Annotated in this window: 27 protein-coding genes and 2 pseudogenes; 21 read left to right on the plus strand and 8 right to left on the minus strand. The window is 66.9% G+C overall.

What is annotated here, in order from left to right; genetic code table 11:
• Nucleotides 1-3: 3 nt before the first annotated feature.
• Nucleotides 4-663: an HAD family hydrolase gene (locus ACYVOK_RS03800; protein WP_460660817.1), complete on the minus strand. Its 660-nt coding sequence runs from the start codon at nt 661-663 to the stop codon at nt 4-6.
• Between the two features lie 281 nt (nt 664-944).
• On the opposite strand from ACYVOK_RS03800, the gene ACYVOK_RS03805 reads away from it, so the two are divergent.
• Both ACYVOK_RS03805 and ACYVOK_RS03810 read left to right on the plus strand, forming a co-directional pair.
• The gene (locus ACYVOK_RS03805) at nt 945-1,757 is read left to right on the plus strand and encodes an SGNH/GDSL hydrolase family protein (RefSeq protein WP_460660818.1); all 813 of its coding nucleotides are present in this window, start codon (nt 945-947) and stop codon (nt 1,755-1,757) included.
• Nucleotides 1,758-2,129: 372 nt separating this feature from the next.
• The gene (locus ACYVOK_RS03810; RefSeq protein ID WP_460660819.1) at nt 2,130-4,034 is read left to right on the plus strand and encodes a heparinase II/III domain-containing protein; all 1,905 of its coding nucleotides are present in this window, start codon (nt 2,130-2,132) and stop codon (nt 4,032-4,034) included.
• Nucleotides 4,035-4,060: 26 nt separating this feature from the next.
• Here ACYVOK_RS03810 and ACYVOK_RS03815 read toward each other — a convergent pair whose 3' ends face one another.
• A complete protein-coding gene (locus ACYVOK_RS03815; RefSeq protein WP_460660820.1) occupies nt 4,061-4,627 on the minus strand; it encodes a mycothiol transferase in 567 nt (188 codons plus the stop codon).
• A 55-nt stretch (nt 4,628-4,682) separates the two neighbouring features.
• Between ACYVOK_RS03815 and ACYVOK_RS03820 the strand changes: the two genes are divergently transcribed.
• From ACYVOK_RS03820 to ACYVOK_RS03835, 4 genes are read left to right on the plus strand one after another with little or no spacing between them, the layout of a single operon-like run.
• A complete protein-coding gene (locus tag ACYVOK_RS03820; RefSeq protein WP_460660821.1) occupies nt 4,683-5,147 on the plus strand; it encodes a GNAT family N-acetyltransferase in 465 nt (154 codons plus the stop codon).
• Between the two features lie 53 nt (nt 5,148-5,200).
• Nucleotides 5,201-5,551 carry a hypothetical protein gene (locus ACYVOK_RS03825; protein WP_460660822.1) on the plus strand — a complete coding sequence of 117 codons (351 nt, stop codon included), beginning with the start codon at nt 5,201-5,203 and terminating at the stop codon, nt 5,549-5,551.
• A gap of 20 nt (nt 5,552-5,571) precedes the next feature.
• A complete protein-coding gene (locus tag ACYVOK_RS03830; RefSeq protein WP_460660823.1) occupies nt 5,572-6,093 on the plus strand; it encodes a PadR family transcriptional regulator in 522 nt (173 codons plus the stop codon).
• Nucleotides 6,090-6,872 carry an alpha/beta fold hydrolase gene (locus tag ACYVOK_RS03835; RefSeq protein WP_460660824.1) on the plus strand — a complete coding sequence of 261 codons (783 nt, stop codon included), beginning with the start codon at nt 6,090-6,092 and terminating at the stop codon, nt 6,870-6,872. The genes ACYVOK_RS03830 and ACYVOK_RS03835 overlap by 4 nt, the downstream gene beginning before the upstream one ends.
• 324 nt (nt 6,873-7,196) lie before the next feature.
• Here ACYVOK_RS03835 and ACYVOK_RS03840 read toward each other — a convergent pair whose 3' ends face one another.
• Entirely contained in the window at nt 7,197-7,610 is a 414-nt protein-coding gene (locus ACYVOK_RS03840; protein WP_460660825.1) for a (R)-mandelonitrile lyase, read from the minus strand.
• Nucleotides 7,611-7,846: 236 nt separating this feature from the next.
• On the opposite strand from ACYVOK_RS03840, the gene ACYVOK_RS03845 reads away from it, so the two are divergent.
• The 4 genes from ACYVOK_RS03845 to ACYVOK_RS03860 all read left to right on the plus strand — a co-directional run bounded on the left by ACYVOK_RS03845 (nt 7,847) and on the right by ACYVOK_RS03860 (nt 10,914).
• Nucleotides 7,847-8,362 (plus strand): cyclophilin-like fold protein, encoded by a 516-nt coding sequence (locus ACYVOK_RS03845; RefSeq protein WP_460660826.1) that lies wholly within the window; start codon nt 7,847-7,849, stop codon nt 8,360-8,362.
• Nucleotides 8,363-8,740: 378 nt separating this feature from the next.
• Nucleotides 8,741-10,042 carry a TrkH family potassium uptake protein gene (locus tag ACYVOK_RS03850; RefSeq protein ID WP_460660827.1) on the plus strand — a complete coding sequence of 434 codons (1,302 nt, stop codon included), beginning with the start codon at nt 8,741-8,743 and terminating at the stop codon, nt 10,040-10,042.
• Nucleotides 10,035-10,700, plus strand: coding sequence for a potassium channel family protein (locus ACYVOK_RS03855; protein ID WP_460660828.1), 666 nt, complete (start codon nt 10,035-10,037; stop codon nt 10,698-10,700). The genes ACYVOK_RS03850 and ACYVOK_RS03855 overlap by 8 nt, the downstream gene beginning before the upstream one ends.
• 64 nt (nt 10,701-10,764) lie before the next feature.
• Nucleotides 10,765-10,914, plus strand: coding sequence for a hypothetical protein (locus ACYVOK_RS03860; RefSeq protein ID WP_460660829.1), 150 nt, complete (start codon nt 10,765-10,767; stop codon nt 10,912-10,914).
• 121 nt (nt 10,915-11,035) lie between these two features.
• Here the strand turns inward: ACYVOK_RS03860 and ACYVOK_RS03865 are convergent, their stop codons facing one another.
• Nucleotides 11,036-11,572, minus strand: coding sequence for a MarR family winged helix-turn-helix transcriptional regulator (locus ACYVOK_RS03865; protein ID WP_460660830.1), 537 nt, complete (start codon nt 11,570-11,572; stop codon nt 11,036-11,038).
• Between the two features lie 86 nt (nt 11,573-11,658).
• On the opposite strand from ACYVOK_RS03865, the gene ACYVOK_RS03870 reads away from it, so the two are divergent.
• The 9 genes and pseudogenes from ACYVOK_RS03870 (at nt 11,659) to ACYVOK_RS03910 (ending at nt 18,922) form a co-directional block, all read left to right on the plus strand.
• Nucleotides 11,659-12,219 (plus strand): NADPH-dependent FMN reductase, encoded by a 561-nt coding sequence (locus ACYVOK_RS03870; protein WP_460660831.1) that lies wholly within the window; start codon nt 11,659-11,661, stop codon nt 12,217-12,219.
• Between the two features lie 30 nt (nt 12,220-12,249).
• Nucleotides 12,250-12,549 carry a hypothetical protein gene (locus ACYVOK_RS03875; RefSeq protein ID WP_460660832.1) on the plus strand — a complete coding sequence of 100 codons (300 nt, stop codon included), beginning with the start codon at nt 12,250-12,252 and terminating at the stop codon, nt 12,547-12,549.
• A gap of 141 nt (nt 12,550-12,690) precedes the next feature.
• The gene (locus ACYVOK_RS03880) at nt 12,691-13,170 is read left to right on the plus strand and encodes a hypothetical protein (RefSeq protein WP_460660833.1); all 480 of its coding nucleotides are present in this window, start codon (nt 12,691-12,693) and stop codon (nt 13,168-13,170) included.
• A gap of 136 nt (nt 13,171-13,306) precedes the next feature.
• Nucleotides 13,307-14,941: pseudogene (locus ACYVOK_RS03885) on the plus strand (AfsR/SARP family transcriptional regulator); the annotation flags it as partial.
• Nucleotides 14,942-15,060: 119 nt separating this feature from the next.
• Nucleotides 15,061-15,132: pseudogene (locus ACYVOK_RS03890) on the plus strand (hypothetical protein); the annotation flags it as partial.
• Between the two features lie 126 nt (nt 15,133-15,258).
• Entirely contained in the window at nt 15,259-16,434 is a 1,176-nt protein-coding gene (locus ACYVOK_RS03895; RefSeq protein WP_460661249.1) for a BMP family lipoprotein, read from the plus strand.
• Nucleotides 16,435-16,503: 69 nt separating this feature from the next.
• A complete protein-coding gene (locus ACYVOK_RS03900) occupies nt 16,504-16,731 on the plus strand; it encodes a hypothetical protein (protein WP_460660834.1) in 228 nt (75 codons plus the stop codon).
• 96 nt (nt 16,732-16,827) lie between these two features.
• Entirely contained in the window at nt 16,828-17,226 is a 399-nt protein-coding gene (locus tag ACYVOK_RS03905; protein ID WP_460660835.1) for an alpha-isopropylmalate synthase regulatory domain-containing protein, read from the plus strand.
• 400 nt (nt 17,227-17,626) lie between these two features.
• Nucleotides 17,627-18,922, plus strand: coding sequence for a hypothetical protein (locus ACYVOK_RS03910; protein WP_460660836.1), 1,296 nt, complete (start codon nt 17,627-17,629; stop codon nt 18,920-18,922).
• Between the two features lie 89 nt (nt 18,923-19,011).
• Here ACYVOK_RS03910 and ACYVOK_RS03915 read toward each other — a convergent pair whose 3' ends face one another.
• The 3 genes from ACYVOK_RS03915 to ACYVOK_RS03925 form a co-directional block, all read right to left on the minus strand.
• Complete coding sequence (locus ACYVOK_RS03915) at nt 19,012-19,353, minus strand: aminoglycoside phosphotransferase family protein (RefSeq protein ID WP_460661250.1); 342 nt, start codon at nt 19,351-19,353, stop codon at nt 19,012-19,014.
• A gap of 82 nt (nt 19,354-19,435) precedes the next feature.
• On the minus strand, nt 19,436-19,894 hold the full coding sequence (locus ACYVOK_RS03920; protein WP_460660837.1) for a GNAT family N-acetyltransferase: 459 nt from the start codon (nt 19,892-19,894) through the stop codon (nt 19,436-19,438).
• Nucleotides 19,895-20,356: 462 nt separating this feature from the next.
• Nucleotides 20,357-21,061, minus strand: a complete 705-nt coding sequence (locus ACYVOK_RS03925) for an SDR family oxidoreductase (protein ID WP_460660838.1) — start codon at nt 21,059-21,061, stop codon at nt 20,357-20,359.
• Nucleotides 21,062-21,139: 78 nt separating this feature from the next.
• Between ACYVOK_RS03925 and ACYVOK_RS03930 the strand changes: the two genes are divergently transcribed.
• Nucleotides 21,140-21,538 carry a winged helix-turn-helix transcriptional regulator gene (locus ACYVOK_RS03930; RefSeq protein WP_460660839.1) on the plus strand — a complete coding sequence of 133 codons (399 nt, stop codon included), beginning with the start codon at nt 21,140-21,142 and terminating at the stop codon, nt 21,536-21,538.
• A 1,136-nt stretch (nt 21,539-22,674) separates the two neighbouring features.
• Here the strand turns inward: ACYVOK_RS03930 and ACYVOK_RS03935 are convergent.
• Nucleotides 22,675-23,130, minus strand: a complete 456-nt coding sequence (locus tag ACYVOK_RS03935) for a VOC family protein (protein ID WP_460660840.1) — start codon at nt 23,128-23,130, stop codon at nt 22,675-22,677.
• Nucleotides 23,131-24,487: 1,357 nt separating this feature from the next.
• Here ACYVOK_RS03935 and ACYVOK_RS03940 point away from each other — a divergent pair.
• Nucleotides 24,488-25,234 (plus strand): SOS response-associated peptidase, encoded by a 747-nt coding sequence (locus ACYVOK_RS03940; protein ID WP_460660841.1) that lies wholly within the window; start codon nt 24,488-24,490, stop codon nt 25,232-25,234.
• The last annotated feature ends 1 nt before the right edge of the window (nt 25,235 follow it).

Raw genomic sequence — 25,235 nt, forward strand, 5'->3', positions numbered from 1 at the left:
CCTTCACACACAGTCCGCGAGTGCCCTCATCGTCCTGATGACGACATCCGCCCCGCCCAGCCGCGCCTCGTGCCGCGCCGACTTCGCGTAGGTGATCGACATCAGCCCGGCGCGGCGGCTGAACTCGATGTCGCTCGCCGAGTCACCGACCATGCACCACCGGTCCCGGTCAGCCAGCTCCACCGCTCGCCGCGCCAGATGCGGGTTCGGCTTCATCAGGTCGGGACGCGCGTACGGCCGGCCGAGAACCGCGCGGACCTGATCCGTCAGTCCGTACCGGTCGAGGAACAACTCGACGGCAGCAGCCGCGTTGTTGCTGACGATGACGACCGGCCGGTCGGTGCGCGCACAAGCGGCGAGGAACTCGCGGGCACCGGGGGTGGCGGGCGCGGTCTCGGCTGCCTCGGTCTCGCCCTTGATCGCCGCGCGTTCCACGTCTTCGAGTACTGCGGGTGCGTGCTGAGCCGCGAACTGGAGCACGACCAGATGCTCGTTCGTGCTCGCGACCGGATGGGGTACGGCGACTCCGGCGGCGTGGAGTGGTTCACGGGCAGCGTCCGCGATCGTCGTACCGCTGCCGGGAGGAAACAGGTCGCAGACCGGTCCGTCGAAGTCGAGCAGGAATCCGTCGGTACGTCGTACGAGCGCAGCCAACTCCGTCACGCGGGGAACGTATCCCGCAACCGGGCGATTCGCATGCGTTTTTCACGGAGAGCGTGGAGGTGTGCACGTTGCGCGATTGATCGGGCGATGCAGCAACTTTCCCCACCCGGGCGTCATCATGTTGTGGAACGACCGTTGGCAAGTCCCTTGTGCGGCTTGGTTGACTCTGTGGTGCGCGGACAGCCCGGTGCGTGCGAATTCCTCCGTGATGCAACGGATGGAACCGTTCGACACGTCGAGACATGTAGAGGGGTAGGCAATCGACTGTGGGGGTGGGGCCGTTGACTCGTCGGCGCGGATTCCGCGAGGTCGTCGTCGCCCCGTTCGTCGCCATGACCGTGTCGCTGGCCGTCCTCGCGCTGGTGGGCGGGCTGCTGGTGCTGCTCGAGCCCAGCAAACCTGACGTCACCGCGCCGATCAGCAGCAGCGTTCCCGACACCGGGGCACGGTCGGTGCATCCGGGCAAGTTCGGCTCCGGGACGCTCGGGCCGTGGCAGAACCTGCGCAAGCACATCTCGTCCGACGACGAGATCCAGGACGCGCTGATGTTCAACGGGGTGTTCATGTTCGGCGACAGCATCGCCGTCCAGGACGGCCCGGCCCTCGAACACCTGCTCCGGAACCGGACCGGTGACGCCATCGCCGTCCACGACTGGTCGGGGCAGCCGACGTCGGCGGCCGTCGACGCGCTGGAGGACTGGGAACACCGGTTCGGCCTGCCCAGCCGGATCGTGATGGCAGTGGGCTCCAACGACATCTTCGACCCGCCCGGGTTCGCCGCGCAGGTCGAGCGGGCGCTGCACATCGCCGGCCCGTCCCGGACGGTCTACTGGGTCAACGTGTACGTCGGCCGGACCCGTCAGCCGGCCGAGGTCCGGGCTGCCGACCAGGCCAACAGCGCGTGGATCAACCAGCAGTTGGAGCAGGCCGCCGTACGCCACCCGAACCTGCGGATCATCCGTTGGGCCGAGTACCTCGCCGCGCAGCCGGGCGGGCCGGCAAGCTACCTGCGGGACGGCGTTCACACCTCGGAGCCGCTCGGCCAGAACGCTCGCAACGAGCTGATCGCCGGGGCGCTGGAGGACTCGCGCTGATACCGCGGGTTCCGGCCCACCGGCCGTGCCCGTACGGGCAACGAGGGAACCGGAGTACGGAGTCCGGACAACTTTGTGGTCTCTGCGGACATCAGTAGGGGCAGAGGAACTCATTCGACTCCGGGGGGAACCGATGACGGCGAACACCAAGCTGGAGTGACCAGCGGTACGACGCCTCGGCCGCGGCACCAACTCGATGCCGGATGCAACCACTTGGCGGCCGACGCGCGTTGACACAGCAGTACCCGTCCTGAGCCGTCACTCGGACATCGCGACGAAAACCACCTGACCTGTCCCAGGGATCTCCTTGTCTCAAATTCAGGTCTATACCACAAATGAGCAGGCCCTGAGGACTGCGGTGAGGAACAAACGATGCCTGTGCACCGTCTGCGCAAGGCCGGCACCACCCTGCGACTCAGTGTCGCCCTGTTGCTGGCCGCGCTCGCCGTCGTGACGTCGTTGGTGATCCCTTGGGGTGGCTCGACGCCGGAGGCCGCACCGGATCCGACCGTTGCCCGCACTCCTGAACCGCCGACGCCGACGGTCACTCAGGCGCCGAGGCGGGACGTCTACACCTGCCCGGCGTACAGCGGGATCGATCGGACGAACCCGCTGGCCAACCTCTACCGGGACACGTTCGCGTGGGGGACTTCGGCGCCGTACCAGGTGGGCAACGGCAAGGGTGACGTGGACTGGAGCCTGAACCCGTATCAGAATCCGAGCTGGTACATGTGGTTGCACTCGCTGCGCTGGCTGGGGAAGGGAATCGCTGCAGCCGGCAAGGGTGACAAGCGGGCGCTGGCCCGGGTGAGCGCGATCACCCGTGACTGGGTGAAGGACAACCCGTACACGTGGAAATCGAACGTCGGGGCGTACGAGTCGACGATGCACCGGACGAACGTCCTCATCTGTTTGCGGCAGGCAACGTTGAGCGCGCTGAAGGTGGCGAAGCTGCCGATGTCGTACACCTGGCTGGACAAGGCGCTGCAGGAGCACGCCTGGTTCCTGCAGAAGAACTGGAGCGGTGACTGGAACCACGGCACCGACGAGAGCCTCGCCCTCTTCGGCATCGGCTGCACACTCGACCGGCCGGACCTGAAGAAGATCGCCGCCGACCGGTTGACCGGTGCGATCAAAACGTCGATCGACACCCAAGGCTCCACCAACGAGCAGTCGACGGCGTACGCACAGTTCAACTACTCGCTATGGGGACGGGCGATCGACGTACTGCAGAAGTGTGGGGTCGACCCGGGTACGACGATCAGGGCCCGCCGGCGCGAACTCGCCAAGTGGCTCGCGCTCGCCACCAATTCACTCGGCAACCTGCACCAGATCGGCGACTCCGAGGTGGTCCGCACGGTGCCGGTCCCCGGGACGGTGCTCGAGTACGCCGGGACGCTCGGTGCGCAAGGGATCCGCCCGACCCAGCGGATCGGGGTGTTCGACGCCGGGTACATCTTCGGCCGGACCGGGTGGGGTGAAACCCGGCCGTTCACCCAGGAGTCGACGTACAGCATCCGGTTCGGTCCCTCGCGCAAGCTGCACGGGCACGAGGACCACACGTCGGTCACGTACACCTCACGCGGTCGCGACATCCTGATCGACGGCGGTCACTCCGGCTACAAGTGGGACGACTGGCGGAGTTGGGCGAAGAGCCAGTTCTCGCACAACCAGATGACCGTGCTCTCGACGGCGGCGGAACACCCGGTGACCCGCTTGACCCGGTCGTCGATCGGTGCGACGTCGGAGTTCTACGAGTTGAAGGACTCGCCGGGCGCGGGGATCGATCGGACCCGGGGTGTGCTGGTGCTGAAGGACCCGGACCTCATGGTGGTGCTGGATCGCGGCAGGTCGGTGTCGAGCGAGGAGTACCAGACGTTGTGGCACCTGCCGTCGGACCAGAAGGTGACGGTGAACGGCGACAAGGCGGCGGTCGCGCAGGCCCCCGGTGACCGGGTGAAGACCACGTTGCTACAGATCCCCTTCCAGCAAGACATCCCGGACGACGGGCTGCAGGTCGTGACGGGTGCCACCGACCCCGTCCAGGGGTGGCACTACCAGACCATCAACACCCGCAAGCCCTCGCCGGTGGTCAAGTTCAACCGCTCCGGCCGGTCGGCGACGATCCTGTCGGTCATCGTCCCCACGCGAACCAACGCCGCCGTCACCTACACCACCGATTGGCGAGGCGGCCGAATGCTGGTCCATCTGGTCGTGGACAGCGTGAAGACCACGATCGCGGTCGCCCCGGACGGGACGCTGCAGCGAGTGAAGTAGTCACCCGGGGCCGCTTCGACGAAGGTTTAGGCCTTGGCTCCTACGGGGTGCCAACCGGGAGGCGGATCTTCGCCGACTCGGCCGTCGACGGCTTCGCGGAGGAGGTCGGCGTGGCCGGTGTGGCGCCCGTACTCCTCGATCAGGTCGCAGACCAGGCGACGAAGGCTGGCGTGGCGGCCGTCCGGCCAGCTGACCGCCGACGGCTGGTCGAGTCCGCCGTCGGCGATCGCTTCGGCCAGGCAGGCCCGTGAGCGTTCGACCGCGCCATCCCAGAGGGCGTAGAGCTCTTCGGGTGAGTCGTCGGCCGCGGAAGTCAGCTCCCAGTCGTTGTCGCCGTTCCACCCGTTGCTCTCCCACGGCTCGCCGATCGTTTGGCCGCGGAACTTCACCCTGAACAGGTAGTCCTCGTTCGCTGCCAGATGCTTGAGCAATCCGCCCAGCGTCAACGACGACGCTCCGATCCGCGTTTGCAACCCGTCCGCGTCCAACTCGTCGGCCTTCCAGCGGAACGTCGTACGCAATCGTTCGAGCATCCCGACCAGGTGGGCAACCTCATCCCCCGCCACCGGCGGTTCCCAAGGAGTTTCACTCATACCGGCCACGGTAAACCCCATTCCGGACACTCCCCTTCCGGAATAGTCTGATCCGGTGATCCGCCTAGAGATGACTTCCCCGGACCAGCTCGTCCCCAGCGAACCGGCTGCCCGGCTGAACCTCGAGGAGGTGGGCCCGGACTCGGCACCTCTCATCCGCACGCTCTACAACCGGATCTGGGGCCCACTCGGCCCCAGCGGCCGGACCGCGTGGACCGACGAGCAGTGGACCGCCGAGCTGTCGTCGCCGGAAGTGCACACCTGGCTGGCGGTGATCGCCGACGAGGTCGCCGGCTTCGTCGAACTCTCCGCGGAACCGACCGGCGACGTCGGCATCGTCGTCTTCGGCCTCGTCCCCGAATTCCAGTCGCAGGGGTTCGGCGGCGCGTTCCTCACTCTCGCCACCGAAACCGCGTGGCGCCTCAACACACCCACCACCCGCGTCTACCTCCACACCACCCCGGACGAACACCCGCACGCCCTCCCCAACTACCAGTCCCGCGGCTTCCGAATCGTCTAGGCGTGATGTCCGGGCGCGTCACACGTAGCGGATGACGCGCCTATGCTCGGCGGATGCATCGATATGCCGGAGTGCTTGCCCAGTACGACGGCAAGATCGCGTTGGTTCGTGAGCACTACGAGCCCTGGGGCGCCGCCTGGAACTACATCACCACCGCCACAGACCCGACGCTCCAGATCGACGACCCCGACGACTCCGTCACCGACGCAGCCTGGTTCACCCCGCAGGACGCCGTACGACTCCTGCACCAACTCGCCTACCCACCGATCACGGTCCCGGCCCTCGCCTACCTCCAGACCTCCAGCCCCACGGCCTGGTCCTTCACCCTCTCCGACACCACAGACTGGACCTGGCTGTCCGACTCGCTCGACCATGGTCCCGCAGCTAGTGGACAAGTCATCTAGTTGTATTGTCTACTAGCAGGGTGATTCTGCAGCGCATCATCCTGGGGTTGCTCTCGATCGCCCCGATGTCCGGCTACGACCTCAAGCGCCACTTCGACTCGACCATCAACTACTTCTGGTCGGCCGACAAGGCGCAGATCTACCGCACGCTTGCGACCCTCGTGACCGACGGTCTCGTCGAAGTGGAGAAGGTGCCGGGCGAGGCCGGACCGGACCGCCAGGTGCACCGCCTGACGGCGGCCGGGCGGGCGACACTGCACGAATGGTTGACCTCCGACCTGGACCGGCAACCCGAACGAGACGCCTTCCTGGCACGTGTCTTCTTCGCAGGCGACCTGGACCCTTCGGAGACGTCGGCGCTGCTCGAGCGGCGGCGGCATGCGGCCCGCACCACGCTCGCCACCCTGGAAGCGATCCGCGCCAACAGCCCCGAACCCACCGATCGCGCCGGGCGCCTTCGACTCGCCACGCTCGACAACGGACTCCGCCATACCCGCACCGAACTGGAGTGGCTCGAGAGCCTCGAGGAGACGCTGCGATGACCACGGCCTTCCCCGAGATCCACCCACCGGCGCCGGTTGTTGCGCACGACGACGACCCCGTTGTCCTCCTGCACGGTGGGAACGTGGCGAACTGGATGTGGGAGCCGCAGCTCGAGGCGTTGAAGCATCGCACCGTGGTCACGCCAGATCTGCCAGGTTTCGGACGCCGTACCGGCGAGCCCTGGCCCGGACTCGGTGGCGCGGCTGACGATGTCGTCGTACGCGTCGAGCAATTGACCGGGCGCCGGCGCTTCCATGTCGTCGGCCTTTCCTTGGGCGGAGCCGTCGCGCTCCACCTCGCGGCTCGCCATCCGGACGTTGCCACGTCGGTTCTTGTCACGGGTGCGCCGCTCCTGCCGGTCAGGGGGTTTTCACGGCTCTTGGCGCGGATGCAGTTGACGTTCTGGGAGTCGCCTTGGTTCTGGAAGGCGCTGGCGGCCGGCTTCAGACTGCCCGTCGACTCGCGCGATCTGTATGTCAGCCACGGCCTATCGGTTCAGCGTGAGACAGCCCGGCGGATGCTCGACGACGTCCACACCGGTGGGGTGCCCGACAACCTCGGTGCGTACGACGGTCCGATGCTCCTCGTGGCCGGGGAACGGGAACCCAGGGTGGTACGCCGTTCGCTCCGAGCCGTCGCCCCCGTCGTACCCCACGCCGAGACCCGCCTCGCCCCACGCATGCACCACATCTGGAACATCGAAAACCCCCACCTCTTCGACACGATGATCCTTACCTGGCTCAACGGCCACATCGACCCCCGCCTACACCCCCTTTGATGGCGTCCCCCGCTTTGACAACCTGTGGTTCGCTGAACCCGTGAATCCGATCCAGTGGCTGGGTGCTCGGTGGGGCGACTACCGAGCTCGCCGCGCACGCAATGCCCACTACGGCAACTGCACGGCCTGCGGTCACGACTGGCGTGAACACACCCACGAGGAGGGCTGCGGCGAGTGTCAGTACGAGATCGACCACGACGATCCCGCCGCGCCCCTGACACCGTGCAGAGCGCAAGCCCCCGGAATCACGTTGTAGGACCGCCCCGACCCAGGAGGCGCCCGAATCACCAACGGCACCTTGATCGCCACGGCTGACGTGCCGGCTCACGATCCGATGGGCGGCGCGCTTCGGTACTCCTCGTCGGTGACCGGGTCGAGCCAGTGGACGGAGTCGTGGTCGGTGTCGGCCTCATTGATGGCGAGGTGGACCATCAGGCGGTTCGGAGCCGCGCCGTGCCAGTGTTCCTCGTCGGCCTCGAAGAGGACGCGGTCGCCGGGGCGGATGACCTCGATGGGGCCGCCGCGTCGCTGGCACAGCCCAATGCCTTCAGTGACGAAGACCGTCTGACTCAGCGGGTGGCGATGCCAGTGGGTACGGGCGCCGGGCATGAAGTGGACCAGGTTCGCGATGATCCGCGAGGGTGGCGGGGACGCGGCGACGGCGTCGATGTAGACATCGCCAGTGAACCAGTCGGCGGGCCCTTTGGTGGTGTCGAGTGAGCTGCGGGTGATCTGCATCAGGTCCCTCTGCGTGTTCTTCGTCCGTGTGCCTGGCGGTTGTCCCCGACCACGAGAGTAGTCCGCCAGCAGCGCTGGGAGAGCGGTGAAGGGTGCCCTGTGAGTGCACCCATTGGCAGGAACTTCCACGCGACGAGCACACCCGGTTCACTCGACACGTGGGCCTCTTCAGTAGGTCCGCGCCTGCCTGAGGGGCCGTGCGTGACATGTCGGTCCCAACCCTGCGGAGAGGATCAATGAAAGCCGTCCGCCGTACCGCCACCATCGTGCTGACCGCCGGCGTCGCGTTGGCCCTGGCCGCCTGCGGACCCACCGCCGGCCCCGGCGACGCGGGCCGCCGGCAAACGACTCCGCCAAGCTCGCAAGCCCCACGCAGTACGCAAGAGGATGGAATGAGAATTCGCATCAGCATCGGTGATCAGCAGTTCCAAGCCACCCTCGACGACAGCCCGGCCACCCGGGATCTGGCTGCGCAACTGCCGCTCAGCGTCGAGATGAGCGACCACGGCTCGGTAGAGAAGACAGGACCTCTGCCTTCGCCCTTGTCCCTGGACGGTCAGCCCGACGGCGCGGATCCCGACGTCGGCGACGTCGGCTACTACGCACCTGGCAACGACCTGGTCCTCTACTACGGCGACCAGTCCTACTACAACGGCATCGTCGTCCTGGGCCGTATGCACGATGACGCGGCCGAGCGCATCGCGAATATCGACGGCTCCATCACCGCCACCATCACAGCTCTCGACAACTGACGCCCGGCGGTGCCGCCCGCGCGACGACAACGGACTGGGTGATACCAGCGTTTGAATGGCGGGCACTTGAGGTATCGACGTCCGCTGAGCTCGAGACCAGCGGGCGCTCAGGCCTCGCGCGTTGAGGACACAGCGCGCGAGGCCGCCTCATGCCGCTACACCAGCTGATCGCGGTCCTGACCGGACGCCGTTGCCGGCACCTGGGTGATCTGCCGGCAGGCGAAGCCGGTCCGTCGAGGGACTCCGTGGGCCACGTAGGCTGCTCGGTCGAGCGAGCGCATCCGATTGGCGGTGGCGATGGACCCGACGACTCCGATGGTGGCCCGACCGGTCAGCAGGCGGCCGCTTTCTGCGTCCTGGAGACATCCCGGTCGGCTCGTGGTGGTCGGCTTCGCGGCGGTGACGGCGATCGGCTGTGTGTTGCTGATGCTGCCCATCTCCGCGCACAGCGGTGAACCGACGGCACTGATACCGGCGTTGTTCACGGCCGTGTCGGCGGTCTGCGTCACCGGCCTGGTAGTCGTCGACACCCCGACGCATTGGTCAGGATTCGGCGAGGCCGTCATCCTCGGACTGATTCAGATCGGCGGACTGGGCGTGATGGTCCTGGCGTCCTTGCTGGCCCTGCTCGTCGCACGGCGCCTTGGGCTGCGGCTGCAGTTGTCTGCGCTGACCGAGACCAAGGCGCTCGGACTGGGCGATGTGCGGCAGGTGATCATCGGCGTGATCAAACTGAGCCTGGCCGTGGAACTGGTCGTCGCCGTTCTGCTGACGGCTCGTTTCAGCTTCGGCTATCACGAGTCGCTGGGCGATGCCGCGTACCTGGGGCTCTTTCATGCGGTGTCGGCGTACAACAACGCCGGTTTCGCCCTGTTCAGCGACAACCTGATCGGTTTCGCGACGGACCCGTGGATCTGCGTTCCGATCATGGCAGCGGTGATCATCGGCGGACTCGGCTATCCGGTCATCCACGAGATCCTGCGACGACATCTCCGCCGCGGCCGGCGCTGGTCGCTGCACACCCGCATCACTCTCCTCACCTACGGCGTACTGCTCATCGTCGGTTTCGTCGGCGTCACGCTGAGCGAATGGCGCAACCCTGAGACGCTGGGCAGGATGGACCTGCACCACAAGCTGCTTGTCGGGTTCTTCCATGGTGTGATGCCCCGCACCGCCGGGTTCAACAGTCTCGACCTGGCCCACTTCGAGCCCACGACACTGCTGGTGAACGACGTGCTGATGTTCATCGGCGGTGGCAGCGGTGGAACGGCCGGCGGAATCAAGGTCACCACCTTCGCGCTACTGGCGTTCGTCATCCTCGCCGAGATCCGCGGCGAGCCGAGCGTGCACGTACTCGACAGGCGCCTGCCGGGCCAGGTGCAACGCCAAGCCCTCACCGTCGCGTTGCTCGGGGTCGGCGCCGTGATGACCGCGACCTTGATTCTGCTGGCCATGACCTCGTTCCGGCTCGATGACGTGTTGTTCGAGACCGTCTCCGCCTTCGGTACCGTGGGGCTGTCCACCGGTATCACCGCCAAAATCCCCGAGGCCGGCCAACTCGTGCTCGTGGCGCTGATGTTCGTCGGCCGGCTCGGACCGATCACCATGGCCTCGGCGCTGGCGCTGCGCGAGCGTCCCCGCCGCTACGAACTACCAGAGGAGCGACCCGTCGTTGGCTGACAAACAGCGCCCCACTCGCGTCGTCGTGATCGGCCTCGGCCGGTTCGGCAGCTCCCTCGCACGAGAGCTGGCCCGCCGCAACTACGAGATCCTCGGCATCGACGCGGATCCCCGCCGTGTGCAGTCACTGGCCGACGACCTCACCCACGCCGTGGTGGCCGACACCACCGACGAGCAGGCGATGCGTCAACTCGGCGTACCCGATTTCGACCGCGCGGTCGTGGCGATCGGCACCAATCTCGAGGCCAGCATCCTGACCACCTCGTTACTCGTCGACTTCGGCATCTCCAACATCTGGGCCAAGGCGATCAACCGGCAACAAGGCAGAATCCTCGAACGTATCGGCGCCCATCACGTCGTACTGCCGGAGCACGACATGGGAGAGCGGGTCGCGCACCTGGTCACCGGCAGGATGCTCGACTTCATCCAGTTCGAGGACGATTACGCGATCGTCAAGACCACCGCACCGGCCGAAGCCCACGACCTGCCACTGGGTCAGAGCCGGCTGCGCAGCAAGTACGGCGTGACCGTCGTCGGCATCAAGCGACCCGGCGAAGGCTTCACCTACGCCACCGCCGAAACCGTCGTCCACCGCGGCGACGTCCTCATCGTGGCCGGCAAAACCACCGAAGTCGAACAGGTAGCCAACCTCACCTGACGGTGCCTGTTAGAGACCTGCAAGAACAGCCGCTGGAACACTGACCAGCCGCTAAGGTGCGTGAGTGTCACTGGGATTGCTGCTCTGGTCGATCGCCCTGGTCCTCACCATCTGGGGCCTCATCTCGGCCGTCCGAGAGCGCCTCTTCCTCGCAGCCATCCTGATCCCCACCGGCCTCACCCTCGGCCTGGTGAGCAGCACCCACCTCGATTGACCCCACCGAAAGCGCCGTACCGCGGGACCCGAACGGCGCCCGGTACACCTGCCGTGTTCACCGGCCCGATCGACCCGCGGGACGACTGCAGGCAAGACGGCGAGCTGCGCATTTCGATGCGTTACCCCGCCGAAAGCTCGTTGTCCGGCACGCCGTCCAGCAGCTTCCTGGTGACCGCGGCAAGCTGCGAAATCTCGGCTCGAGTCAACCGGGAGAACAGATGACTCTCGAGGCCGGTGTAGTGAGTCTCTTGAGCCTCCCGCAGCATGGCGAGCCCTTTCTGAGTGATCGCGACGATCACTGCACGGGTGTCGCGCTCGTCGACCTCGCGGCTGACGAACCCCTCCCTCTCCAACTCTGCGACGAGTCGTGACATCCGGCTTTGGCTCAGCGGGGCCTGCCGGACCAGTTGGGTCAAGGGCAGAGAGCCGTCGGGCGAGAACGCTCCCAGATGCAGCAGCACCTCGAACCCGCGAAGCCCGATGCCGTGGACCCGGCGCAACTCTGCGTCCAAGGTCCGCTCCAGATACTCCGCCGCGCGAACAAGACCCAGGAACGCCGCGGCATAGGTAGGCGCCGGATACCTGATCCCTTCACGGGCGGCGCGAAAGGCCGGCCCGAGTTCGCCTCGATCAGCCCGCTGACGCTTGGGTGGCATGCGGGTCATCGTACAACTGATGCTTGCGCACGCATAGATTTAGATGTATGCTCACGCATATAAATCATCGTCCGAGGAGGCCCACGATGAGGATCCTGATGATCTCCGGGTCCACGCGGCGGGAGTCCCTGAACACCCGACTCGCGCGTCTGGCGGCTACCACGCGCGACAGCGACACCGTGACCGTGGTGAGTGACCTGGACCGACTGCCCTACTACGACGGAGACCTGGAGGCAGCGGGCGTTCCGACTCCCGTGCTGGAGCTACGTGAGGCGGTGGCCGAGGCCGACGCCCTGGTAGTCGTGACACCGGAGTACAACGGCAGCGTGCCTGGCCTGCTGGGCAACGCCGTGGACTGGCTGTCACGGCCACCCCACGACTCGGTACTGCGCGGCAAGCGCGTGGTGGTGCTGTCCGCATCGCCCAGCAGGTACGGCGGCATCCGCGCCGCCACGCACCTGCGCACCGTGCTCGGCCACATTGGCGCTGACGTCGCTCCTCAGGGGCTCAGTGTCGCCAGGGCTCATCAGCGTCTCAGCGAGGGGCGGCCGGACCCAGAGCTGGTCGCCGCCCTGGCCGAGGTGCTCAAAGAGGCGCTCGACAACGCGCCGGCTGCCGACGGTCACGTGCTCGCTCTCGCGGCGTGACCGTCCACCGATCCACGCGAGGAGGACACGATGTACGCCGTACTCCGACTCAACTCGTTCGACCAGGACAAGCTGGCGGTGTCGAGTGCCCAGGTGGAGGAGTTCGATCGAATCCATGCCGCCCAGCCCGGCTATGAGGGCAGCATCGTCGTAGACCTGGGAGCCGGACGCCGCTTCATGATCAATCTCTGGCACAGCGAGGAGGACAGCAAGGCGGCGTTCTCCCGCCTTGTGCCAGAGGTCGACCGGCTGCTGACACCGCTCATGGCAGCTCCCTCCGAGTTCGTCGGCGCGGGCCCCGTCAGCTCCCTCGACCTGCCGCGAGAATGACGGCGCGTGCTCGCGTGCCTTCTCAGCTCCTGCGGCGCCGACTGCCGGCCCTGGGATAGAGCATCCGTAGAGAGCCGCCTGGAAGTTTCTCCTCCCATAGGGGGCGGCGATGGACACCGCCCATCGTGAGGAGGTCTGGTCATGCGGCATCTTGGGTGGACTGTGCGGATCGCGGTCGCAACGGTCATCACGGCAGCCGGTTTGTCGGCGTCGGTTCCGGCGTCGGCCGCGGCGCCGCGGGAGGGGTACGTCGAGATTCTCAACACCGAGTCGTTCGACGCCGGCACTGGCACATTCCAGGCGAGCGGAGGCGGGCTGTGCCCGAGCGGCACCACAGCGCTGATCCGGCAACAGATCACGGAACGTCGCAACATGTTCACGTTCGACGTCGACAAGGTGTTCACTTGCGACGACGGATCCGGGACCTTCGTCGTCCACATCCTCGCCCGCTGGTCACCGTGCGACCCGGCCGACCGCGGCACGTGGAGCGTCGTCTCAGGCACAGGTGCGTACGCCGACCTGTCCGGTCACGGGCAACTGGTTGGCACCTACTACCCAGGGCCGTGTGACGAGGCCGTCGGCATCGTCGACGCTCTGCGCGGAATGGTCGCGCTCAACTGAAAAGGAGGTCCGAGGGCGGAGCGTCCACTCCGCCCTCGTCGTACATTGCCCTGGAGGGAGGTGCCCCGTGGGTGACGTGGTCGGCGGACGGTTCCCCAGCCCGATCGGAGAACCGGATGACCGCATTCGCGTGCGAATGCTCGGCTCGCTCCGCGTCACTGTCGACGGCAGGCAGGTCGACCTGGGACCACCCAAGCAGCGCAGCGTCCTCGGCATCCTGCTTCTGCACCGTGGCGACGTGGTCAGCACCGCCCGAATCATCGACCTGCTCTGGGGCGACCACCCTCCTCGAACCGCCGAACACTCTGTTCAGCTCTACATCTCGAACCTGAGGCGAGCGCTCGGCACCCATGGTCCGGGGGTCATCGTCACGCAGAAACCGGGCTACCTTCTGGATCTGCCCGCCGAGGCGGTCGACGTCGTCCGGTTCGAGCGGTTGGCCGAGGAAGGACACCACTCCGTCACGGAGATGAGCCCGACAGCGGCGGATCTGCTCACCGCCGCACTCGAGTTGTGGCAGGGGGAACCGCTCGCCGACACAGCGCTCGAGACCATCGCTCAGCCGGAAGTCCGACGGTGGCAGGACCTGCGGCTGCGGGTCCTCGAGGATCTCACCCAGGCCTGGCTGTCGTCCGGCGATCCAGCCCGAGCAGTCACCTGGGCCCAACGTGCCTGCCGCGAGGACCCGTACCGCGAGCGCAGCCGGGAACTGCTCATGCTGGCGCTGTACCGGGCCGGCCGGCATCGGGAGGCGTTGAGGACCTACTCCGTGTACCGGGAGAGCCTGCGCGACGAGCTCGGCCTCGACCCCACACCTTCGCTGGCAGGCTTGCAGGAACGCATCCTTCTCCACGATCCAACGCTTGAGCCAGGGCGAGCAGCGGCCGCCGTCTCAGTGCCCCATCGGAACCCTTACAAGGGCCTCCGGCCCTTCGAGGTCGCGGACTCCGACGACTATTTCGGGCGCGAGGTTCTGACCGATGAGATCTTGTCGCGCCTTGGCCAAGGCCACCCACTGGTCGCCGTGGTCGGACCGTCCGGGTCCGGAAAGTCGAGTGTCCTGGCAGCTGGAGTTCTGGCGCGGTTGCTGGCGGACCAAGAGCGGCCGCCGGCCGTCGTCGAGATACCGCCGGACTTCCACGACCCTGACGAGATCGAGTCGCGGGTGGCGGCCGCGCACGCCGGCGGCGAGGCCGGACCACACCGGTCCGCCGGACTGCCCGTGCTCGTGGTGATGGACCAGTTCGAGGAACATCTGCTGGCGCTGGACGAGGCGGACGTGCGCGTCTTTCTCGACAGACTGGCGCGTGTGTCAGGCCAGGCCGGGGTGAGCGTCCTACTCGCGCTTCGAGCCGACCTCTACGACCGGCCTCTACGGCATCGGGGGTTCGCCGAGATGTTCGCCACTGGGGTGGTGAACGTGCTGCCGATGACTCCCGCGGAAGTCGAAGCCGCCGTGGTCGCCCCGGCAACCCAGGTCGGTGTCGCGGTCGAGCCTGCGCTGCTCGCCGAACTCGTTGCCGCCACAGCCGACCAACCAGCACAACTGCCGCTCCTGCAATTCGCCCTCACCGAACTGTTCGACCGCAGCCCGTCGGCGCTGGACCTGGCCGGCTACCAGGCGATCGGTGGCCTGCAGGCGGCCTTGACCCGCCGTGCAGAGCAGATTCGGCGTGGCTGGTCGGACGAGGTCGCCACCGCGGCCACCCAGATCTTCCTTCGGCTGGTCCGCATCGAAGGCGGCCAGATCGTTCGGCGTCGCACACCGGCCCGAGAACTCGCGGCACTTACCGGGGTTGACCCCGCCGCCGTCTCGGAGGTCGGGACGTCGGTCGCCATCACCTGGTTACCTTCGACCGGGACGAGCAGACAGGACACGCCACCGTCGAGGTGGCTCACGACGCATTGTTCGAGCAATGGCCCTGGCTGGCAGATCTGGTACGGAGGCACCGCACCGCGTTGGAGCGGCACGGTGTGCTGCGGGCCGCGCTCGAGGAGTGGCACGCCGCGGAACACGATGCCGGCTACCTGCTACACGGGGCGCGGCTCAAGCAGTTCCAGACCTGGCGCGCCGAGGGTGTTCTGCGGTTGACCGCGGCTGAGACACGCTTTCTCGACGCCTCGCAGGCCCTGGCCGACGACGAGATCGCACGTGAAGCCGCGCTGGCCGAAACCCGAAGGCGTCTCGAGCGGCGGTCACGCCGCTGGCTGCTGACAGCAGTGGCAGCCTTGCTGATCGGCAGCGCTTCAGCCGCGCTCGGCCTGCTCTCACCGGGCGAGGAGCACACTCCCAGGGTCGGCTGGGTCTATCACCGTACCGGGTACATCGACCGGTTTTTCGAGGTTGGCCTGGACCGCGCCGCGGACGAGAACCGCTTCGCGCTGGCCAAGGCGGAGATCGATGCCACCTCGGCCGAATCGGCGGCAGACCGCTTCGCGGCGCAAGGCGAAGACCTGGTCATCGTCACCACCAACGACACCGACCTGGTACCAGTCGCCCGCCGTCATCGGGACGTCGACTTCCTGATGTTCACCGGTGTCGTCGACGAGCCGAACGTGACGTCGATCGGCTTCGCCCACCAGGACGGCGCGTTTCTCGTCGGGGCAGCGGCCGCGTTGGCCAGCACATCGGGGACAGTCGGCTTCATCGGCGGCGCCGACACTCCCGAGCTCCACAGGATCGAGGCCGGGTTCGTCGCCGGGGTACGCGCGGTCACGCCGGATGCACGGGTGCTGTCGACGTACCTCAGTCGCGTTCCCGACTACGACGGCTTCTTCGACCAACTCGAGGCGCGCCGGACCACCCGTGAAATGGTCCGTGCCGGCGCAGACGTCATCTTTCCGGCTGCCGGTGGTGCGCAGTACGGAGCACTGGACGAGGTCGCCGTACTCTCCACTCAGCTTGATCGGAAAATCTGGGGAATCGGAGTCGATGACGACGTCTATGCCAACGGCGACTGGATGACGAGGGCAGAAAATCGGGAGCACGTGCTGACCTCGATGGTCGTCCGCTTCGATGTGGCGATCTACGACGGCCTGCGCGCCTGGCTCGACGGAACCCTGTCACCCGGCCGGCGTGAGTACGACCTGTCCAACGGCGGCATCGAACTCACCCGGTCTGGGGGCTTCCTCACCCCGTACGCCGCACGGCTGGAGCAGCTCCGCCAGGACGTTGTCTCGGGCCGGACCAACGTCCCCTGCGTGCCGAAGGACCTCGCCGGTCCACCCGCCCTCGATGCCGCAGCGGGCCCGGGCTGCCGGTAAACGCGCCGGCCGATGAGCTGCTGAACAGTCGCACCACAACCCGCACCACGGACGGCGCGGGGAGCTGACTTGACCGAACGCCTGTTGAAGTTGGCGGAAGATCTTCCAGTCGAGCCGGTGCGGATCGACACCATCCGGGAGTTCGACGAGGACTGCTGGTTCGGTGGCGGACCGGCCACCTGCCGAATGGTCGCCCAGCATGCCGACCGTATCCAGAAGGCCGATCTCCGGTACCCGGTGATCTTGTCAGCGGATGGGCCAGCCGAGACCCATGCCCACACCTGCCGCGCCCCCTGATAGCTGCGAACCCTGACCAGCGCGGCGCACGCCGGGGCTCATACCGAGGGCTCGCACCGGGCGCAATATCCTGTCGAGAACCGTACGACCCTGGATTTGCTGGACATCAAGGGGGATCGCATGACGGAGCCATCCACCGGCTGGCAGCTCGACGCTATAACGTACTCGGGGGGCACGAAGGACGGGCCGCGCGCCAACGTGACGCTCTCCCGGGCTGGGGAACCGGTGCACGCCGAGGGTTCTGGCACCGGGCTCATCGACGCGGTGTGCCATTCGATCTCGCAGGCGACGGGCGTGGAGGCGCGGGTAGTCGGGTTCCGGGCGTACTCAGTCGGCCCGGGCAGCGACGCGGTCGGAGAGGTCGAGCTCGAGGTGGAGCTGCCGGGCCGCAGGCTTGCAGTCCGGGCGTCGTCCACCGATGTCGTGGAGGCCGCCGGGCTCGCCCTCGTCGCGGCCCTCAACCAGTACAACGCAAAGCGACCGACCCGAAGCTGAGCCCAGCGAAATAGCCGTGGACCTATGAGCATGAGCGCCGCCGCGCCACGGTTTCCGCGCCCCGCTGCGGTGGCCACACCACGATCAGCACGGGTTTCATGGTGAGCCTCGGGTCACGGTGCGGGCAGAACCGATGATGCTCGGGAACATCCGCCCCGTCGTATTCCTGCGGCGCCACGGCCGGCCACACCACCAGCATGCCGCAGGCTGAATCGTGACCCTGGAGACGCGACGGGCAGCCGAACCAACGGTCGCGCGTCGTGCCGACCGGCAAGGTCGGGTTCGAAGACCAGCAGATCTCTCTGACGACCATCGTTCCCCAGCCATGGACGATCCTCGCTCCCTTGACACCCGTCAGTTCGCGACGTTGTAGTCGACGGACATAGCGGGGGAGGTCGCAATGGACAACAACCTACGTCGAGCGACAGCGCTCATCAGGGATGAGGAACGGGCTCGACGTGCCCTCGACCGTCACAGCCGCAACCGGTACGACCTGGACGCCGTTCGGCAGGTCCGCCGCAGCGTCGAGGGCCTCGTGGAGACGCTGGAATTCATCGCTGCTGACGAGGCATTCTGGAACGACCTCAGCGATCGTGCACACGTCCTCGCCCAACACGAGATCGTCGCCCTCGGCTGGTTCAACGATGACGCTTTCGGCGCTCTGCTCACCGCATGCGGCTACCACAGTCCACCACCGCCACCGGTCGACGAGTTGATCTCCGACACCCGCTACGCGATCGCCAACGCCCTCGTCGAAGGACCGCGACCCGACCGGGTGCACCAGGCTCAGCGCCACCTGATCCTTTTCCTGATGCGAACCCGGCGGCAACTGGAACTCACCGGCGACACTCCCGCTGCGGCACCCGAAGCGCTCGGCCGACGAATCTGCCGAGTTGCGCGGAAAACCATCCCGATTGTTGCGGGCATAGCAGCAGGCACCGCCTTGGAGGCGCTCCTTCCGTCCGGCCACTGGATCAGTGGTGGGTACCTGCTCGGGTCAGGCTTCTCTCGCGCCTTGGAGAACATGATTGAGAAAGCGGGCGTGAAGAGCGTCGAGGAGTTGGCGCAACGCGCGGCGGACTGGGCTACTGCCACCGCCATCGGCGACACGTTGCTGCTCAGCCCGCCAGCCGCGGAAGACACCGCCGACAGCACACTGACGACACCAGACGAAGCGATCGCCGCTCACCTGGCGATCGCACAACACCAGGTGTCGCAGTTGGCAGAAAAGTACTCACGCTTCTCTGTTCCCGTCGCCCTTGTCGATGACGCAGCCAGGCACCTACAACGCGTCATAGAACTGGGCAAGGACCACGACGCGAACCACGTGTTGGAAGGGGCGGCGAGGCTCGCGCTGGAGGTCCTTGCCGAGGCGCGCCGGACCGGCCGATCCGGGGGGCGCCTGGAGTTCACGCTTGAAGCCCTCCAGATCTGCCAGGACGTCCGAGGCGAACCATCGCAGTTCCAGCAGCCGTCCTACGTGAGGCAGCCGTTCGGCCACGAGTATGACCTCGGCCTCGACGAGTCCCACGGGCGCGCGCTCCAGCAGCTGGTCGAGCGGTGGCGTGAGATGTCGGGCAGAACGATGGACAGCGACATTCACACCCAGCGCAACACCGAGCCCCCTACATCATGGGGCGTGACCCAAGACGAGAACCGCCGCGACGACGGCGAGCACGGATACCTGACGTACTGAGAACCCGACGATTCCGTGACCACCGCTGAATGCCCCAACGTCGTAGTCGTCCGCGGTGAGTGCAGTGACGGAAAGTCCACGAGTCGGTATCACAGGAGTGTGGACGCAGCGCGGCTGTATGCGTCGTGCATAGGCCTGCCTCCAATGGACAGATGCCAGGACGCCGCTTGGGTTGCCAGAGCAAACAGCCAGGCCCGAGTCCGCTGTCGTTCGAGCCCGAGCCGGTCGGCCAGTCCGTCGACTCGTGTGGTCGTGGTGGGGTTGTGCATGTCGTGCTGGAGGAACATCGCCACGTCGAACGACGGGTCGCCGGCCATCGAGGAGGGGTCGATGGCCAGCCAGCCTCGTCCGGACAGGAGAACGTTGCGCCGGTGGAAGTCGCCGTGGAGCAGGACAGTCCGAGTCGATGATGTAGGCAGTGACGTGAACAGCTGAGCTGCTTCGCGGAACGGCCCTGGATCGGCTCAGCCGCATGTGCTTCAAATCCTGGATCTGTGTCGTCCGGCGTGCTCGTCAGCGGGGCGCGTAGTTGATGTTCTCCAGCGGCCAGTGTGTGGACAGCCAGGTGGTGACGGCTTCGTACAGGGGCACGTCCAGGTCAGCGCGGTCGGCGCGGACCCACGAACGAACGTCGGTGACCTGGTCGTCGCTGCGGGAGGGATAGATGTACACGCAACCGATCACCTCGCCGCTGCCGGTCTCGATCACTGTGTAAGTGAATCCACGGCGCTGGACGAAATCGTCCGCGTGACGCTGTAGGTCGGCGAGATTCGCCTCCAGGGTCATCCCGTCGACCGGTGGCCAGCCGCGGCCTCGGAAGCCCGGAGTCGCACGGATGTAATCAATGCTGCCGGTCCAGGCGGCGTGGTCGGCGGCGTTGTGCTCGGGGCCGAGCGGCTCCAGCCGGAAACGCGGCGTGGTCAGCTGCGTGGGAACGACGAAGTCACCAGGGACGAAGAGCTGGCTGGCCATGGCGAAAGGCTACGAGGCGGAAGCGCCGACCCGCACCCGGATATGTTCCAGCGATCAGTGGCCCAGCTGGCCGCGTTCTTTCTTCTTCTTGTGGCGTTTGGCTGACGGCTGGCCGACAACGCTGCCGAAGAACGCGAGGCCTTGACCAGCACGACGGGCGCGTTGGGGGCCGTCGCCGCCGCAGGCGGCCAGCAGATCTGGCAGCAAGGCCCCGAACCGGTTCCGCGTCGCCCCGGACCTTGGGCCGACCCGCGGCTGGTGCGGCCGGCGTACTGAACGGGCGCAAGGCGTCCGCCTGCCCGGCACTGGCGCCGACGTCAGGGCCGGGAAGCTGAGTGGGTGGACGGCGATGTGGTCGTCGACGGCAACCTCGTCTCCGGCCGCGCCTGGCCCGACCACCCCACGTGGATACGTGCGTTCATGGCCATCCTGAAGGAACACGCCCCGGGCCTGAGCTCGACCTCAGGCCGACTTGTGGCGGGCGCCGCCTTCGAGGTGGATTGTCTCGCCGGTAATGAAGCCTGCGCGCAGCAGCCACATCACCGTGTCCACGACGTCGTCGCTGTGGCCGTGGCGTCCGACCAACGTGGTCACGGCGCTCTTCGTCAGCAGACTCGCCTTGGCGTCGCCGAGCCGGTCCCACGCGCCGGAGTCGATGACGCCGGGCGAGATGGCGTTGACCCGGACCGGTGCGAGCTCAGCCGCGAGGTGGCGAGCGGCGTACTCGACCGCGCCGTTGGTGACCCCTTTGACCAGCGACCCCGGACCCGGCCGCCAGCCGACGACCCCTGAGAACAGCACGATCGACCCGGTCGGCCGCAGCCGCGCCGCGAAGTGCTTGGCGATCAGCATCGGCCCGATCACCTTCGCCGTGAACGCCGCAACCAGCTTGTCCCGGTCCAGCCCGCCGGCGCGTACGTCGTGCGGCGCCGAGCCGGTCGTGACGATGTGATCGACGCGGTCCGACAGCTCTTCGGCGGCGGCCGCGATCGTCGTTTCGTCCTGCAAATCGATGGGCATCGCATCCGCGCCGATCTCGTCGGCGAGTGCCCGCGCCGCGACCAGATCACGCGCGCCGATCGTCACGTCGTACCCCTCCCGCACCGCCCGCCGCGCGACCGCCGCACCGAGTGCCCGCGCGCCGCCGATGACCAGGATCCGCTCCATGTCCGTCCCTTCCGTAGGATTCAACGGGTACGACGGTATGGATTTGATACCGGTATCTTCAACGGAACTGGGAGCACCATGGGCAAGGCGTACAACGTGATGGCGGCGACATGTCCCAGTCGCACCGTGCTGCACCGGATCGGCGCGCGGTGGACCGTGTTCGTGGTCAACGCGCTCGCCGACGGGCCGCGACGGTTCACCGACCTGAAAGCACACATCCAGGGCATCACCCCCAAGGTGCTGACCGAGACGCTGCGGTCGCTCGAGTTCGACGGCCTGATCAGCCGGCACGAGTACGCCGAGAACCCGCCCCGCGTCGAGTACGCCCTGACACCGCTGGGCCGATCGCTGCTCGTCCCCCTCAGCGCCGTACGGCGGTGGGCCGAACAACACGTCCCCGACATCGAGGCCGCCCGGGCCCGCCGATCAACCGAGGTCGAGGCGCATGAGGATGCGCGGGTGGCCGGCCAGCGTTGACGCGGTGTCGGCGGCCCTCGTGAAACCGGCTCGCTCGAAGTACTCAATCTGGCCGCGGGACCGCTTCGGCTTCGACTTCTCCTTGGCGCCGTGCGGGGGATCATAGGACCCGTTCGCACCACGTTCCCGCACCACGACCCACTCAGAACGCGCGAAACCCCAGGTCGGGAATGGCCTCTGACCTGGGGGTTTGGGTGGAGCCGCCTGTCGGAATCGAACCGACGACCTTCTCATTACGAGTCCGGTCCGGTGAGCGTCCGTACGCCGACGACCCCCGATCCTGAGCGCTGATGATGCTCGGTGATCGGGGGGTCGTTGACGGCTGTTCAGGGACCTTGGGGGGCCTACATCCCCAGGTTGGAAGCGCGGCCGATCCCCCTGTGCCCCCCAGGACTTCTAGGCTCGAAGCACGACCCCGCTCGCCCCCGCCCGGCCAAGCCGGGTGCGCTCGTTCAAGACCGCGAGAGCCCGCTCGCCTCGAATATCCGATCTTGGCCTGTGCACGAGACGACGTGGATTACGGCTGTGTCTACGAAACCTCCACCGACGTGTACCTCGTCGCCCAAGTGGGCAGCTGTCTGTCCAGTTGCATCAATCAGGGCAACCTCGCCATCACGGATCGCGGCGCTCCAGCGTGGCGGCCAAGCGACGTCGACGTCGACCAGCCTGTCGACGTTGACCAGCCTGTCGCCGGTGCGGACTGGGGTGCTGACTGTCATGCGAACTACCAGGCAGTTTGTCGAAGGATCGATCTCGAGTGTTCCGATCAACCGAGCTTGCAGTGCGATGGTTGGAACTTCACGTTGAACGGTGAGGCCGGGCAACCGACCACCGTGCTGCGGCCCTCTCGCGCTAATCAAGCGACCTTCTCCACGAGTCCCGAATTGATTTGTCTCTTCCAAGCAGGCTCGGCGATACACACCCAGTACACAGCCTACGCATTTGCCCCGCTGGCGATTGGCGGTCGAGCTCATGCCCGCAGACTTGCGCCTGCCGGTTAGCAGCTAGCCAGTTTGGAAGCACGGCCGAAAGTACGCTCAACACCTCCTCCTGAGTGTGAACCTGTGCCCGACGAGTGACCCCACTTGACCCCGCTTGACCCGTCGTCATCGCACGCTAATTGCACGAGCCTCGGACTATGGCTCAGCCCGAAGGAGGCCCGGCCCCTCGACAGCGCCCCAGGCTCGCGGCGCGCAGTCTTCAACCGACTCGCTGAAGCACCAACTCCTGCCGGTGTGGTCGCGGGCAACGTATTGGCGCTCGCCATAGATGTGGGTCTTCGGCTCCTGCGTGATCTCTGCACCATGAGCCCGGCTAGCTGCCGCGTGTGCATCGACGTCATCGACTCGCACCATGACCTCGTCCGTACGGGTAGGGATCCCATCGGACTGCACGATTGCGAGTGCAGCGGTCGGTCCAACCGCGAGCTGAGCCCGATGATCGGAAATTTGCCAGCGCAAACGAAATCCAAATGCGGCAGTCAACCACTCGACTGCCTCAGATACGTCTGGGTAACCCAGCACTGGCACCAGTACGTCGACAGGCATTGTCTGGTTGAAACGCATCGCACACCTCCGGGAGTCAGCGTGCATTAGCCACTCAGCAAGAGCAACCCGACGCCGTGAGCTGGGCGCAGTAGGGCTGAGATCGCCCACACCTGCCCCGTCCCCCCGATAGCTGCCAAACCCAGGCCAGCGCGGCGCACGTCAAGAGTCGGCTTGCCGATCCCGCAGGGACGCCGCAGGCGCTCTTGATGTGGGCCGTGGTGGCCGTACGATCGAGCGGTCGGGGGGACGGGCTAACCGGCGGTCAGACGCCAGGACGGCGGCTCATGACGGGTTGGGGTCGCGTGGATGAGAAGCGTCCTGCTCCCGGCCTCCGGCGAGGACGGCGCCCCAGCGCCGCCCGCAGCCGGGGCCGCGCGCCGAAGGCGCGCCCTTGATCGATCAGAACCTCTGGGACGCTGCCAAGAGGCTCAGGAGCACCACGGGGGCACCAAAGGCGATCGAGGCTGGAAACGATGAACCCCCAGCGTCGGAGAGTGGCCTCTGACCTGGGGGTTGGGGTGGAGCCGCCTGTCGGAATCGAACCGACGACCTTCTCATTACGAGGAGGAACTACAGCGTCGCCTAGGCCCTCTACCAGCGGTTTTGCTAACACGGACGCCCGCACCACTCTCGAGATTCCCCACTGCTATCCATCATTTCGCACCACGACCTGCACCACGAATTACTGCACCGGCCCGCCGCCGCTCGGCTGCCTGCGGCGCGGGACATGCGCGCAACCATCATTGCGAGCGTCCGGACGGTAGCGAATGTTCGATCAGACGCTCAGGTCACGGACAGGCTGTGGATAACTCGCGTGGCCGTGGCCTGTGGTCCGCCACACTGGTTGGGTGCTGCCGGCCCCCGGCCCGGAGCCACCGGAGGGTGTAGCCGCCGCCCGCATGGCGTCGAGGCGCGAGGCCCCACCGGCAGGCAGGCTCGGGACCGGCGGCACACGTACCTCACGATCAGTCGGTGAGCGGGCGGAGCACATCACCAGATCCGAGCTACCGTGATTGTGCGGTCCCCGGTGAGCGCCCTCCCCCCGGCGCTCCCGGGAACCGTGTCGTTCCGGCGGCCGGCCCACTTCTACGGGGGGTGGACCGGTTGGGCGAGATCGTGGAAGCGGCCAGCTGGTCGAGCAAGGCGTCGTCGGCGAGCACAGCGAGGTCGAAGTCGACTGGCGGTGACGAATCGGCGACGGCTCGCCACAGCGCCAGCAGACGGGCGACGACTAGCTGATTGTCGTCCGTCGGTGCAGGCCGCTCGTAGCGGCAGCGTTTGCGTGACACGGCCCCTCCCCACGGTGTATCGCGGCCTGAGCGGTGAGTGTTTCACGGTCTGAGGAATCGGACCGGCAACAGTTTGCCGCCAGATCGGTAGGGCGCTCTGGCAGGCTGGAGGCATGTGCGGACGATATGCCTCGGCCCGGAGCCGCTCGGAGCTGCTGGAGACGTTCAAGATCGAGGAAGCCTACGCCGATGAGGAGAAGGCTCCGGACTACAACGTCGCGCCAACCAAGACCAGCCCGGCCGTGCTGGCCCGCCCACCGCGCGGGGCCGGCGACGACGCCGAACCGGTCCGGCAGCTGCGCAACCTCAAATGGGGGCTGGTCCCGTCGTGGGCCAAGGATCCGAAGATCGGGAACCGCATGATCAACGCCCGCGCCGAAACCGTGCACGAGAAGCCGGCGTTCAAGCGGGCCTTCAAGTCGCGGCGGCTGCTGCTCCCCGTGGACGGGTTCTACGAGTGGTTCCCGACTCAGCAGATCGGCAAGTCGGGGAAACCGCTGAAGCAGCCGTTCTACATCCACCCCGCCGACGGTGGAGTTCTGACGTTGGCCGGCCTGTACGAGTTCTGGCGCGACGACTCGAAACCGTCCGACGACCCGGACGCTTGGCTGACCTCATTCACGATCATCACGACCACAGCGACCGACGACGTGGGCCGGATCCATGACCGGATGCCGATGGCCGTCGCCCCGGAGAATTGGGACGCATGGCTCGATCCTCGCAACGACGACGTCGACACTGTGCACAGCCTGATGGCGCCGCCGTCCGGATTGGATATCTACGCCATTTCGAAGGCAGTGAACGACGTCAAGAACAACGGGCCGCACCTCCTGGAACCAGTCGCAGCCGAGCCCGAATGAG

It is taken from the genome of Kribbella swartbergensis (assembly GCF_054784135.1).

Coding starts and splice junctions, on each gene's coding strand:
- ACYVOK_RS03875 (WP_460660832.1), top strand. CDS start 12,250: ATGTACGCCGTACTCCGACTCAACTCGTTCGACCAGGACAAGCTGGCG.
- ACYVOK_RS03810 (WP_460660819.1), top strand. CDS start 2,130: ATGCCTGTGCACCGTCTGCGCAAGGCCGGCACCACCCTGCGACTCAGT.
- ACYVOK_RS03920 (WP_460660837.1), bottom strand. CDS start 19,894: ATGGCCAGCCAGCTCTTCGTCCCTGGTGACTTCGTCGTTCCCACGCAG.
- ACYVOK_RS03865 (WP_460660830.1), bottom strand. CDS start 11,572: ATGCCACCCAAGCGTCAGCGGGCTGATCGAGGCGAACTCGGGCCGGCC.
- ACYVOK_RS03825 (WP_460660822.1), top strand. CDS start 5,201: ATGCATCGATATGCCGGAGTGCTTGCCCAGTACGACGGCAAGATCGCG.
- ACYVOK_RS03870 (WP_460660831.1), top strand. CDS start 11,659: ATGAGGATCCTGATGATCTCCGGGTCCACGCGGCGGGAGTCCCTGAAC.
- ACYVOK_RS03845 (WP_460660826.1), top strand. CDS start 7,847: ATGAAAGCCGTCCGCCGTACCGCCACCATCGTGCTGACCGCCGGCGTC.
- ACYVOK_RS03815 (WP_460660820.1), bottom strand. CDS start 4,627: ATGAGTGAAACTCCTTGGGAACCGCCGGTGGCGGGGGATGAGGTTGCC.
- ACYVOK_RS03925 (WP_460660838.1), bottom strand. CDS start 21,061: ATGGAGCGGATCCTGGTCATCGGCGGCGCGCGGGCACTCGGTGCGGCG.
- ACYVOK_RS03910 (WP_460660836.1), top strand. CDS start 17,627: ATGGACAACAACCTACGTCGAGCGACAGCGCTCATCAGGGATGAGGAA.
- ACYVOK_RS03935 (WP_460660840.1), bottom strand. CDS start 23,130: ATGCACGCTGACTCCCGGAGGTGTGCGATGCGTTTCAACCAGACAATG.
- ACYVOK_RS03840 (WP_460660825.1), bottom strand. CDS start 7,610: ATGCAGATCACCCGCAGCTCACTCGACACCACCAAAGGGCCCGCCGAC.
- ACYVOK_RS03880 (WP_460660833.1), top strand. CDS start 12,691: ATGCGGCATCTTGGGTGGACTGTGCGGATCGCGGTCGCAACGGTCATC.
- ACYVOK_RS03930 (WP_460660839.1), top strand. CDS start 21,140: ATGGGCAAGGCGTACAACGTGATGGCGGCGACATGTCCCAGTCGCACC.
- ACYVOK_RS03940 (WP_460660841.1), top strand. CDS start 24,488: ATGTGCGGACGATATGCCTCGGCCCGGAGCCGCTCGGAGCTGCTGGAG.
- ACYVOK_RS03835 (WP_460660824.1), top strand. CDS start 6,090: ATGACCACGGCCTTCCCCGAGATCCACCCACCGGCGCCGGTTGTTGCG.